Origin of the sequence: Pseudonocardia aurantiaca (genome assembly GCF_039526725.1) — a bacterium.
In the GTDB taxonomy this organism is placed as follows: Bacteria; Actinomycetota; Actinomycetes; order Mycobacteriales; family Pseudonocardiaceae; genus Pseudonocardia; species Pseudonocardia aurantiaca.
In genome coordinates, this window is sequence record NZ_BAAAJG010000007.1 from 160,499 (window position 1) to 172,746 (window position 12,248).

Consider the following 12,248-nt stretch of genomic DNA (forward strand, 5'->3'; position numbering starts at 1 on the left):
CAGCCCGGGAATTGTAGGTGAGTGTCCACAGTGCATCGACGCCATCTGGGTGAACCACTAGTCTCGCCAGACGTGCGTGATCGGCTTCTCGCGGCGGTTGCTGCCCGGCTCGAGGCGGGCGATCCCGAGGCGATACTCGCCGAGGACACGCGCGCCGAGCTCGACCAGCTGCTGGGCTTCCTGGCCATCCCCGGTGACCTGGACGTGCATGTGGCGTACCTGGTCGGAGGGTCCCATGTGGCGCGTGGTGAGCTGCTCGGCGCCGAAGGGGAGCAGGATTGGTTGATCGCCGCGGTCCTCCTGCTGCCGGTGTTGCTGAGCAATGCGGATGCGCTGCCGGAGGAGGTACGGCTCTGGCTGGAGCCGGTGCGGGAGGCGTTGGTACAGGCCGGAGACACCCCGGCGCAGGCCATGGGCCGAGCGGTGACCGACGTGGTCTGGTTGCTGCTCGAACGGCTGGCACGGCGCGACGAGACCGACCGGGACGGACTGGTGGCGGGTCTCGCCGAGCTCGCGGTCAGCCTGCTACCGGCGGGGCACGAGGCACGGCCCGCCGCGCTCTGCGCACAGGGCTACGCGCTGATGCGTGCTGAGGAGCTGGCCGGCACGGACGCCCCCGAAGACCGTGTCGACCAGATCGTCAGGGTGTTCCGGGAGGCGTTCGACGGCATTTCGGCGAGTGATCAGCACTACGCCCGTTGCGCCCTCGGCCTGGCAACTGTGCTGGTCATGAAGGCCGAACGGGTCGGGGACAGGCCACTGATGGCCGAGGCCGCACGCTTGTTCCGGACGGCGGCGGACCCGGAGTCCGGCGGTGACCCGGGTCTGATCCAGAGTGCGGAGGAGGCGGCCCGCCGCGCCGAGGCCTGGGCGCGGCCGAGCGGGATGCTCGGACAGATGTGGCAGGCGCTCGACCGACTGGACGAGCTCGGCCGACAGTTCGACGACTTGCGCTCGGGGCTGGACCAGGAACGGGCGACGCGTGGTGGGGCGCCTCCGGAGCTCGATCGCGCGCGGGCCGAGCTCGACAAGGCGCAGATGGCGATCGACAAGCAGCGACAGCAGCTACGCGAGCTGCTCACCGATGCGGAACGCAGGTACCGGCAGTCCGGGCAGGTACGTCGCCCGGCGCCCGACGAGGGCGGCTTTGCAGAGGGGCTGGTGGCTGCGCTCCAGGATCAGCTCGGCACCGACTCACGGCTCGTCGATGCGGTGACGACGAACCCCCAGTTCTTTCGCGATCTGGGCTACCTCGCGCGATCGGCCTTTCAGTCGCTCGACGACCTGACGCGGGAGTTCATGCTGGGTCCCGGTTCCGGAGGCGGACCGTCTCCCATGCTGACACTGGGGACCCCCGCACCGCCCTCGGATCGAACCGATCTCGACGAGATCATCCAGCTCCACGAGCGGGCGCTGCGCGAGCTCCCTCCCGGCACGCCGGGGCACAGCCAAGTGCACGTCAACCACCTTGCCCTCTCCACGGCGCAGCTCACCGACCCCGAAGCCCGCGCACGGGAGCTCCCCGAGCGGTTGCCGTTGCTCATGCAGGCGGTGGCAGAGGCGTTGGAGCAGCAATTCACCGACAAGAGTCACGTGCAGGGCCACGCCGCTATCGGTATCGCCATGTCGTCGCCGTTCGAGACGATGGCCGAGGCCAACGAAGCAATCACGCGGAGTCGGCAGAAGCTCGCCGCTATGTCGCCCGATGACCCGGGCCGGCGCTCCGAGCAGATCTCGCTGGCCAACGCGCTGTTCAGCCGCTACGTGATCACCAATGAGGACAGGACGTTCCACGAAGCGGTGGACGCGGCCCGTCAGACCATCACCGCCGAGCAGCCACCGGACGCCGCGCTGCTGCATCTCTGGGGTATGGCGGCACTGCTGCGGGACCCGACCGACCACCTGTTGGCGAGCGAACGGCCGTCCCTCGACGCCGCGACCGTGAGCAATCCGCTCGTGACACTCAAGATCGCCGACGGTGACGCCGAGGACGCCCTGACGTCCTGGGAGGTCGGCCGGGCCCACATGCTGACGTCAGCGCTGATCACCCGGCACGAGCTGGACCGGCTACACGCCGCCGAACCCCGGCTGGCCGGCCGATTCGTGGCGCTGCGCGGTCGCCTGCGTGCCGACTCCCGTTCCGGGACACAGCCGCACGAGGCGCTGACCCGGGAGTGGAACGTCCTGCTCGAGCAGATCCGGGCCCGGCCCGGGTTCGACCGGTTCCTGCTGCCGCCGGTGGTCACCTTCGCCGAGCTGGCGCCGGCCGCCGCGCACGGGCCCGTGATCGCCATCAACCTGGACCGCTCCCGCTGCGACGCGCTGGTATTGCGAGACGGCACCGCGGCGGTGGTGCCGCTTCCCCGGTTGCGGGTGGACGAGCTGGTGGAGCAGGCCGACGCGTTCCGCGACGCGATCGGAACGCTGTCCTCGACGGAGTCGGCCCGGCTGGTGCGCAGCATGGCCGGACGAGTCGTGGTCGACACGCTCGCCTGGCTGTGGGACGTGCTGGCCGAGCCGGTGCTGGAGGTGGCGGGGCCAGCTGTGCACCCGGGCGGCGGGGCGCCGTGGCCGCGGGTGTGGTGGTCACCGAGCGGGCCGCTGAACTTCCTGCCGCTGCATGCCGCCGGCCGTCACGACGTTCCTGGCGCGTCCGTGCTGGACCGTGTGGTCTCTTCGCACACGCCGACCATGCGCGCGCTGTTGCACAGCCGCGCGCGGCCGGTGCCGGCCGGGGAACGTACCGCGCTGGCGGTGGCCATGCCGGAGACACCGGGCCATGCCGCGCTGCCGGCGACGACGCGCGAGGCCACCGCCTTTGCCGCCGGGTTCACCGGCGGGGGAGCCGCACCGGAGGTGTTGGTCGGGCCCGCCGCGACCGGGGAGGAGGTGCTCGCGGCGTTGCCCAGGGCGGCGTTCGCGCACTTCGCGTGCCACGCGAGCAGCGATCCGCTGAACGCGGAGGCGAGCCACCTGTTGCTGCACGACGGGCCACTGGCAGTCACCGAGCTGAGCCGGCTACCGCTGGACGGCGCGCAGCTGGCGTATCTGTCCGCGTGTGCCACCGCGCGGGGCAGCGCCGCCCTCGCGGACGAGGCCGTGCACCTGGCGTCGGCATTCCAGCTGGCCGGGTATGCGCAGGCGATCGGCACCCTGTGGGAGGTCGGTGACGAGGTCGCGGCGCGCATGGCCGAGCAGGTGCACCACGAACTGGCTCGAACCACCGACGACACCACGCACCGACCGGCGGCCGCGCACGCCCTGCACGCGGTGACCCGCCGGATGCGTGCCGAGCGGCTCGATGCCCCCTGGACCTGGGCCGCGCACGTGCACAGCGGGGCCTGACTCTCGACCCCCCGATTCCCGCATCATCTGGCTCCTCGCCGTCGGCCCAGCGCACCCGAAGCCCACCGAGTAGCGAGCAGACCCGTAACGCGCCACTCATGAAGCCGCGCCCGACGACGTTGCCGACCATTCGCATCGTGCGCGGCGGTGAAGACGAGTAGCGGCATCGTTAAATCCTGGCGATGTCGACTGTCGAGGTCTCGGGGGCCCGGTGCTCGTCCCGGCACGTGTGGACCGCCACCGCTCTACTCGCCCGATGAGTGGGACTCTCCTCGAAGGGTTATCGACGGACGTCCCACTCCTCTACGGCTGCACCGAACCGGGGCGTGCCGCTGCACCTGACGACCCGCGGCTGGAACCCCTCGCGACCGTCACGGCCAGGCGCGGAGCGCGGCGCGCGTGAACGTGATGCCGCCCGGTGTCGGTCGCTCGTCTCGTCGGTACGGCGTGCCGGGCAGGGCGTCCAGCCGCCGGAGCGCGGCGCTGGTGTCCCAAGCTGCGTGGCCGGCGACGCCGCCGGTGATCGGGCTGCCGTCGTCGCTCATCCAGCCGATCGCGTGCAGTGTCCGGGCGATGGTGACGTCGAGGTCTCCGGTCAGACCGGCGGCGACGGCGATCAGCAGGGTGAGCCCGGCCTGGGTTTCGCAGGGGTCCGGGGACATCAGGGGGGTCCGCTCGGCGACATGCCACCACAACCCGACGGGGTCGGTGCGCAGCCGACGTCCGCGGGTGGTGAGCAGCAGCCTCCCGCGGTGCTTGCGGAGCAGCCCCATCTTCTGCGCGGATTCGCGCAGGCTCAGCACCGGCATGGTCTGGATCTCGCGGTTGTGTCGCTGCGCACGGTGCGACTCGACGCCGCCCTCGAACAGCTCGTCGGCCTCACCCCACGCTTCGCCCCCATCGACGAGGCGGACGAGCCCACGTGCTCGCCCCGCACGTGGCGCAGGTCGTCGTCGTGGCCTGAGAGGCGTTTACACGGAGAGGACGACCTTCCCGACCATCCCACCGGACTCGACCATCCGGTGCGCCTCGCGCAGGTTCGCAGCGGTCAGTCCATCCAGGCGGGTGGTTTCCGTGGTCCGGATCCGGCCGGCGTCGACCAGCCGCGCCACCTCGTCCAGGATCTCGCGCTGGGCGGTGCTCTGCGGCTCGAACAGGGGACGGGTGAACATCAGCTCCCAGTGCCAGGTCAGGCTCTTGGGCTTCAGCGGCAGCAGGTCCATGCCCGGCGGCTCGTCGATCGCGACGATCTCGCCGCGCGGGGTGAGCAGCTCGGCGTAGGCCTCGACGTTCCGGCCCGAGACCGGCGAGAAGATGTACTGGACGTCCGGCACGACCTCGCGCACCGACTCGACGAGCGCATGGTGGTCCGCGATGTGGTGCGCGCCCATCTGCCGGGCCCACTTCGCGGACTCCTCGCGGGACGCGGTCCCGACGACCTCCAGCCCGGTCAGCGTGCGGGCCAGCTGGATCACCATCGACCCGACCCCGCCCGCTGCGGAGACGACGAGCAGCCGGCCGGTGCTGTCGGCGCCGAGGCGGAGCTTGTCGAACAGCGTTTCCCAGGCGGTGAGGGTGGTCAGGGGGAGCGCGGCCGCCTCGGCGAAGTCCAGCGACGACGGCTTGTGCCCGACGATGCGCGAGTCCACGAGCTGCAGCCCGGCGTTGCTGCCGGGACGGGTGATCGAGCCGGCGTAGTAGACCTCGTCGCCGGGCGCGAAAACGGTCACCTCCGACCCGATCGCGCGGACGACGCCTGCGGCGTCGAACCCGAGGATCTTCGGCTCGTCCTGCTTGGCGAGGCCGGCGCGGACCTTGACGTCGACCGGGTTCACCGACACGGCCCGGACCTCGACCAGGAGGTCGTGCGGGCCCGGCTCCCCGATCTCGATCTCGACGTCGACGAGTGCGGCCTCGTCCTCGATCGGAAGACTCTCGTACGCGCCGACGGCGGTGGTGGTGCGTGTGCTCATGGCGAGGACGGTAGGCGATGGGGTACCAATTGCCCGGAAGGGGTACGAGTGTCCCGCAGATACCGCGGGTCGAGTACTCGCCAACGGTCAGCTTCGGCTACCGGGGCCGAGGGCGTAGCCCAGCTTCCGCATCGCCGCGCGCACCTTCGCCTCGGCGCCCGTCGTGAGCAGCAGGTGTCGATCGCCGATCCGGGTGCAATGTGCTCGCAGCGTCCGGTCATTGGCGAGCAAGGTGGCCAGGGCCGCGTCCTCGCACTCGACGACCCGTCGCATGCCCAGGTCGCGAACCTGGCGGGTGCGGGCCGCGACGTCGTCGAGCAGGGTGCGCACTGTTGCGGGCACTTCGTGTGCGGCGCGGTCGGCCAGGAAGGAAGCGAGGTCGTCGAGGGACCGCCCGGCATCAGTCGCGGCGAGCAGGCTCGCTGCCGAGAGGGTCCAGACCCGATCGGCGGTGCGCGTGGCGTAGGCGTCGAGCACGAGCCGGTCGGCGGTGGGCAGCTCCGCTGTGGCGACGACGTCGAAGTTGGCGAGCACCTCGATCGAGCGTTCCGGAGTGGGGCGGCTCGACGCCTCGTACCGCGCGGCCGACCCGACGGCGTAGGCGCCGAGCGGGTTGAGCCGGATCGCGAGCAGGCCGTCGTACCGGCTCAGCGCGTCGATCCAGTCGGCTCCCCATATGTGCTGGTAGTCGTCGCGGGCATCGGCCGGCGCGGTGTACTCGACGTCCACCAGGCCGAGGGTCGCCGCGTACTCGAACAGCACGGCGAGCGTGTAGCGGCCCTCCACGATCGGCCAGTCGCCGAACCCGCTGTATCCGAGGCTGCCGTGCTCCGGGTCCTCGATGTAGAGCCGCCACAGTGCGCGCTCGCTGCGCGCGATCGTGAGGGGTGGGCCCTCCTTGCGGATCGTCGTGAACAGCTCGTCGACCGTGATCCACTCGCCGGGCGGGCGGGCCGCGAGGGTGGCGGCGACCGCCTGCCGGCGCGGCTTCGCCGCAGTCAGGACGTTTGTGCCGCGCTGCCCCTTGATCTGGTCGACGCGGCTGAACTCGTCGATCGGGGCATGTAGGGGCCACCGGTTCCAGATCTGGCGGATGGCGTCCTCCGGCGCGCCGGCCAGCGCCTTCTGGCCTTTCGGGGTCAGCTGGAGCCGGCCGCCCTCGATGCGGGCGAACCCGCCCGCCTGCACGAGCAGGGGCCAGGCGAACGCGGCGATGGCCTCGTCCGGATAGAAGTCGCCGTTGTGGAGTGCGCCGGCGACGGTCGTGACCGTGGCGGCCGAGGGCCGAGCGGTCTTCTCGCTGCAGCGGAGCCGTCCGGCGGCGCAGAGTTGCAGGACGGTGTGCACGTCGGTGAGTGCCTCGTGCTCGGTCGGCCGCTGCATGCGGTCGTCCGACTGCACTGCATGACCGGCCGTCACCGCTGCGCCGCCGTTGATCCGCTGGAAACACGGCTCTGGTGCCGCATCAGGGCCTTGCGGGCTGCCTTCGCGACCGCCTTCACCTGGTGCTGCCCGCCGATCGCCCCCAATACGTCGGGCAGCCGAGGGTGATCGAGCCGCCAGATCTGATCGAGGATCTCGACACCCCCGTCTGCCACTCCGTCGCTGAAGTAGGCGACGACCTCCTCCGGACCGCCGGCATCCAGCCCGGCAGCGAGGACATCGATCAAGCCCGACATGAACCGGGCGGGGTCCACCGAAGCGGGGTCAAGCACATCCATGTCGATCAGCCACTGCACCACGAGCCCGTCGTGCGGGCCGCCCAGATGGGCCCGGATCACCTCGACGGCGTGCTCGGCCGCCAGCTCGTCGAGCATCGTGATGCCGGCCATCGCAGTGACAGTTGCGCGGTGCTCTGCGAGGCACTCGGCGGCCAGCGCCGCGGCGGCCGCATGCCGGTCCGGCTGCGCGACGAGCCAGTCCGCGACGTCGCGGCGGAGCTCCTCCTCATCAAGATGATCGAACAGTTCGACGATCGCTGCGACGTCGGCGTCGGCCGGCTCCGGCCGGATCGGCACCTCGACACCGGCCCGCCGCAGCAGCTCGATCGTGATCGGCACCCCGGCCGCAGTGAGCGTGACGTGCCCTCCCTGCTGTTGTGACCCACCGCTGAACGTGAGCACGCCCAGGTCCACCAGCGCGTCCACGTGGTCACCCGCCCGGCCGACGAGAAGAGCGGTCATGAAGTCGGGCAGCCCGGGCATGACGCTGTGCAGGAACTCGCCCATCATCGTGCCGACCAGGTCCACCTCGACGCCGCTGCTGCTGTGGCGGAGCAGCTCGGCGAGCAGGGCGATCGCCCACGCGTCGACGACGGCGTGGAGCTCGGCGAGGACGGGGAGCGCGAACGAGTTCGCCGGCCCGATCAGACCGCCGGCCACGGCGGCCAGCACCACCTTCTCGTGCGCTGCGCACTCGTCCAGCTCGGCGAAGCGTGCCACTGCGACCAGCCTGCCCCGGTGTCGGCGCACGACTCCGGCCTCCAGCGCGAGGGCGACGAGCCGGCTCAGCTCGGGCAGCTGGTCGCTGGACTGGAGCTTCCGGACGCTGCCCATCGTCGGATCGTCGCCGGTCTCGAGCGCGTCGACGAGGTGTCGGGCGTCGGCGACCTGCAGGTTCCCCTTCGCGGTCAGCTTCCGGCCGGGGGACGCGCAATACGCGGCGAGGGCCCGCAGCTGCCCCATCACGGGGGTGGCGCGCACCGCGGCGATCCGGTCGCTGTCGGGAGGCGGCCGGACGGGTGGGATCGCCGGCGGCTCGGCGTCGCGTGCCAGACGCTCGAGCGTGTCGCCGACCGCTCCGGCCGGCACGTCCTGCAGCTGCTGCAGCATCTGCAACACGCCGTCCGGGGACGGGTCCGGGTCGGGCTCCAGCGCGCCCACCGACCCGAACAGGCTCTTGGCCATCCCGAAGTTCGCGGGGTTGCCCATCTCGCGGACGAACGCGCCGACGTTGCGTTCGCAGTGCTGCCGGACCGTCGGGGGCGCGGCGCTGCCGGGTGCGAGCATCCCGGTGTCGGCGAGGAACTCCACGAACGCGGCCACCGACAGCGGGATCTCCACACAGTCCGCCGGTGCCGCCGACAGCTTGCGCGGACACCACTCGAACAGGAACTCATGCACGTCAGGGACAGTCCAGCGGTCGAGCCCGCCATCGGCGTAGGACCACTTCCAGTCCATCAGCAGACCCGCGTCGTTCGGATCCCCTGCCACCCTGTGCGTGTTCACCCACTGCGCGAACTGCTCTCCGAGCTCGTCGCGTCGCCTGAAGTAGGCGTCCTCGTCCTCCTCGCCGAACGTCATCCGCATCGGGGCAGTGTGCCGAAGCCGGGCCCCGTCGCTGGATCGGGGCGGCCGAGCTCAAACCCGGCCACCGCCCTGACTCATCTGATGTGTCGGCGCTCGCAGTCCGGCTCCGGAGCCTCACGACTGATCTAGCGTGTCCGCGTGAGTGGGAGTGCAGGGCTGCAGCAACGACCTCTCGCGCTCCTCGTCGCCGGGGCCTTCTTCATGGAGATCCTCGACGGCACGATCATCGCCCCCGCCGCCCCGCACATCGCCGCCGAGTTCGGCGTCGGGGCCGTCGACATCAACGTCGCGATCACCGCCTACGTGCTCACCCTCGCCGTCTTGATCCCGATCAGTGGGTGGCTGGCCGACCGCTACGGCGCGCGGCGCGTGTTCACCGCGGCGCTGGTGGTGTTCACGCTGGCCTCGGCGGCGTGCGCGGCGGCGCCGAGCCTGCCGGTGCTGACGGCCGCCAGGGTGTTGCAGGGGGCCGGCGGGGCGATGATGGTGCCCGTCGGACGGCTCGTGGTCCTGCGGACCACGGCGAAGACCGATCTCGTCCGGGCCATCGCCTATCTGACGTGGCCGGCGCTCACGGCGCCGGTGGTCGCCCCCGTCCTCGGTGGGGTGCTGAGCGAGTACGCGTCGTGGCGGTGGATTTTCGTGATCAACGTGCCGCTGGGGCTGGTTGCGCTGGTGCTCGCCCGCCGGCTGGTGCCCGACCTTCGTGCCGAGGACGTGGGGCGGCTGGACCGGCGCGGGTTCGTGCTGACCGCAATCGGGGTCGGCGCGCTGGTCGTCGGCATGGAGAGCCTGGGGGCGGGGGAGCCGCGGTGGCCGGTGGTGGCAGGCGCCCTCGTGGTCGCCGCCGTGCTCCTCGGCAGCGCCGTCCGCCACCTCCTGCGCAGCCCGCGCCCGCTCGTCGACCTGCGGATCCTGCGTGTCGCCACCTTCCGCGTGACGGCGGTGAGCGGGTCCGTGTTCCGCGCCGTGATCACCGCGGTCCCGTTCCTGCTCCCGCTGTTCTTCCAGCTCGGGTTCGGGTGGACGGCCGCGGAGGCGGGGGCGGTGGTGATCGCACTGTTCCTCGGCAACGTCGGGATCAAGCCGGTGACCACGCCCCTGATGCGCCGCTTCGGGATCCGGACGGTGCTGCTCGGGGCGGTCGTCGCCTCGGCCGCCTGCCTCGTCGCTATCGCGTTCCTGCAGGCGTCGACGCCCCTGCCGGTGCTGCTTGCGGTGCTCGCGCTCAGCGGGATCTTCCGGTCGATCGGCTTCACCGCCTACAACAGCGTGGCGTTCGCCGACGTGGAGCAGGCGCGGATGACACACGCCAACACGCTGATGTCGACGCTGCAGGAGCTCGGTGCCGGGTTGGGGGTGGCCGTCGGGGCGCTGCTGGTCCGGCTCGGGGCGGCCATCGGGCCTGTCCCCGACGGCGACGGGCCGTTCCGGGTGGCGTTCGTGCTGCTCGCGGTGCTGTTGGTGGTGCCGGCGATAGAAGGGGTGCTGATGGCCCGCGCCGCGGGCGACGCCGTGACCGGGCGCGCGTGAGCGTGGGCGAGACCCAGGAGCGCCCTGAACAGCTCGGCCCTACTGCGCGACGCCCAGGCAGGCACCTCGCGGCGTTGGACGATCGGACCGATACAACAGCGGTATCGGCCCGATCGCCCGCCTTGCGATGCACCCACCTGGACGCCGCTCGCTACGGGCGGAGTCGTTCAGGACCCTCCTAGGCCCGAGATTCGGCGAAGATAAGTTAGCCTTGCAAAGTGATCCTGACGCGTCGACGCCATGTCGACCACTGCACGCAGCGCGCGGCGGCCTGTCGTCCCTGACGACCGCTGCCCTTCCTGCGCTCCCGAGGATCATCGTGACGACCACCGCTCCCTCCCGCTCGTTTCTTGCGCCCGCCCCGACGTGCGCAGCCCCTCCTGTCCCCGACCCGGCAGCACCCGTCCAGTGGCGCCCGCTCGCGTCGATCGGCGTGCTCGGCGCCGCGTTGGTGACGTACGTGGGACTCGCGCACGGCGCCCGGCAGGCCGTGCTGCTCGCGCTCGGCGTGGGGCTCGGTCTTGCCCTGTTCCACTCCCGCTTCGGGTTCACCTCGGCGTGGCGCCAGCTCGTCGCCGTCGGCAACGGTGCGGGCTTGCGTGCCCACGCCGTGCTGCTTGGCACCACCGCCACGCTGTTCGCGCTGATCATCGGCACAGGTACCGGGCTGTTCGGCTCCACCCCGGCCCCGTCGGCAGGCCCGTTGGGTGTCGGGCTGGTGCTCGGCGCGTTCCTGTTCGGCATCGGCATGCAGCTCGGCGGGGCCTGCGCGTCGGGCACGCTGTTCGCCGTCGGATCCGGGCAGGGCACGGTGGTGTTGACGCTGTTCGGGTTCATCGCCGGTTCGGTGCTCTACACGTGGGCGTTCCCGCTGGTGGCCGATCTGCCGGCGCTGCCGCCCGTCGTGCTCGCCGACCACCTGGGGTGGTTCGGGTCGTGGGTGGTGACGATCGCGGCGCTCGCGGTGGTCGTCGCGGTCAGCCGCGTGGTGCAGGCGCGGCGCAACCCGCCGCCCACCGGCGCGGTCCCGACGGCTCGCGGTGCGGCCCGGATCCTGCGTGGCTCGTGGCCCCTGTGGGTCGGCGGTGTGGTGCTGGCCGTGCTCGGCGCGGGTGTGCTCCTGGTCTCCGGCGGGGCATGGGGCATCACGAGCGCCTTCGCCCTGTGGGGTGCGAAGGCGCTGCAGGTGCTCGGCCTCCACCCGGAGACGTGGGCGTACTGGCAGTCGCCTGCGCAGGCCAAGATGCTTGCCGGGCCGGTGCTCGCGGACAAGACCTCGCTCACCGACATCGGCATCATGATCGGCGCGGCGCTGGGTGCCACCGCCGGTGGCGCGTGGGTCCTGCACCGGTCGATCCCGTTGCGCACGGCGCTGGCCGCGGTGCTCGGCGGGATCGTCATGGGAGTCGGTGCCCGGCTGGCCGGCGGCTGCAACATCGGCGCCTACCTGGCCGGGATCGCGTCGGGCAGCCTGTCCGGCTGGCTGTGGGGCCTCGCCGCGCTGGCAGGCACGTGGGTGGGCCTGCGCGGGCGACGGCTCTTCGGCCTGGCGAACCCGCGGCCGTCGGACTCGGTCTGCTGACCGCGTAGGTCAGCCCGTTCCCCGCCGCAGCCACCACCGCCGCTCCGGCTCGGGCTCCGGTTCGGCGGGCGGCGGGGCGAGGGCGAGCTGCGACGCCTGCCGGCTGAGCACCTCCAGGTGCGCCCGGACGTCGTTGTGCGCCGGGTCGAGCGCCACCTGTTCCGCCACTTCCGCCGCCTGCGACACGGCGTCGGCGAAGGCGATGCGGGCGGTGTCGAGCCGGTGGGCTATGCGCTTGGCGGGCTGGATGCGCACCCAGAACCACGCGGGCTCGATGGAGTCGCCCACGGTGGCCAAGCGCCGCACGGCCTCGAGCTCCGCGTCGAGGCGCTGGGCGATCTCCGTGAGCCAGCTGCGGGCGGGCCCGGGTGGTAGCGCAGCGGTGATCCGACGGAAGCGCATGACCGAGCCCGCGCAGTGGCCGACGTAGCTGTTCCAGTACCGGGACAGGGACGGCGTGGGTCTCGGGCGGGTGCGCGGCACGATGACAGGGTGCCCGATCGATGT

The 12,248-nt window shown here is 71.8% G+C and carries 8 protein-coding genes; 3 read left to right on the top strand and 5 right to left on the bottom strand.

Features of this window, described 5'->3' with window-relative positions; genetic code table 11:
• Positions 1 to 72: 72 nt before the first annotated feature.
• Positions 73 to 3,345, top strand: a complete 3,273-nt coding sequence (locus tag ABD143_RS09795) for a CHAT domain-containing protein (protein WP_343974559.1) — start codon at positions 73 to 75, stop codon at positions 3,343 to 3,345.
• 371 nt (positions 3,346 to 3,716) lie between these two features.
• Here the strand turns inward: ABD143_RS09795 and ABD143_RS09800 are convergent, their stop codons facing one another.
• The 4 genes from ABD143_RS09800 to ABD143_RS09815 form a co-directional block, all read right to left on the bottom strand.
• Complete coding sequence (locus ABD143_RS09800; RefSeq protein WP_343974562.1) at positions 3,717 to 4,154, bottom strand: hypothetical protein; 438 nt, start codon at positions 4,152 to 4,154, stop codon at positions 3,717 to 3,719.
• A gap of 162 nt (positions 4,155 to 4,316) precedes the next feature.
• Positions 4,317 to 5,318 carry a zinc-binding alcohol dehydrogenase family protein gene (locus tag ABD143_RS09805; protein WP_343974565.1) on the bottom strand — a complete coding sequence of 334 codons (1,002 nt, stop codon included), beginning with the start codon at positions 5,316 to 5,318 and terminating at the stop codon, positions 4,317 to 4,319.
• Between the two features lie 87 nt (positions 5,319 to 5,405).
• Positions 5,406 to 6,701: a helicase-associated domain-containing protein gene (locus tag ABD143_RS09810; protein ID WP_343974568.1), complete on the bottom strand. Its 1,296-nt coding sequence runs from the start codon at positions 6,699 to 6,701 to the stop codon at positions 5,406 to 5,408.
• Positions 6,702 to 6,733: 32 nt separating this feature from the next.
• A complete protein-coding gene (locus tag ABD143_RS09815; RefSeq protein WP_343974571.1) occupies positions 6,734 to 8,626 on the bottom strand; it encodes a hypothetical protein in 1,893 nt (630 codons plus the stop codon).
• A 138-nt stretch (positions 8,627 to 8,764) separates the two neighbouring features.
• Here ABD143_RS09815 and ABD143_RS09820 point away from each other — a divergent pair, with 138 nt between their 5' ends.
• Both ABD143_RS09820 and ABD143_RS09825 read left to right on the top strand, forming a co-directional pair.
• On the top strand, positions 8,765 to 10,159 hold the full coding sequence (locus ABD143_RS09820) for an MFS transporter (protein WP_343974574.1): 1,395 nt from the start codon (positions 8,765 to 8,767) through the stop codon (positions 10,157 to 10,159).
• Between the two features lie 313 nt (positions 10,160 to 10,472).
• Positions 10,473 to 11,741 carry a YeeE/YedE family protein gene (locus ABD143_RS09825; RefSeq protein ID WP_379659886.1) on the top strand — a complete coding sequence of 423 codons (1,269 nt, stop codon included), beginning with the start codon at positions 10,473 to 10,475 and terminating at the stop codon, positions 11,739 to 11,741.
• Between the two features lie 9 nt (positions 11,742 to 11,750).
• Here the strand turns inward: ABD143_RS09825 and ABD143_RS09830 are convergent, their stop codons facing one another.
• Complete coding sequence (locus ABD143_RS09830) at positions 11,751 to 12,224, bottom strand: hypothetical protein (protein ID WP_343974580.1); 474 nt, start codon at positions 12,222 to 12,224, stop codon at positions 11,751 to 11,753.
• Positions 12,225 to 12,248 lie beyond the last annotated feature (24 nt).

Bases quoted from the DNA above. Each gene is read 5' to 3' on its own strand.
- ABD143_RS09800 (WP_343974562.1), bottom strand. From the start codon at position 4,154: ATGCCGGTGCTGAGCCTGCGCGAATCCGCGCAGAAGATGGGGCTGCTC.
- ABD143_RS09810 (WP_343974568.1), bottom strand. From the start codon at position 6,701: ATGCAGCGGCCGACCGAGCACGAGGCACTCACCGACGTGCACACCGTC.
- ABD143_RS09805 (WP_343974565.1), bottom strand. From the start codon at position 5,318: ATGAGCACACGCACCACCACCGCCGTCGGCGCGTACGAGAGTCTTCCG.
- ABD143_RS09815 (WP_343974571.1), bottom strand. From the start codon at position 8,626: ATGCGGATGACGTTCGGCGAGGAGGACGAGGACGCCTACTTCAGGCGA.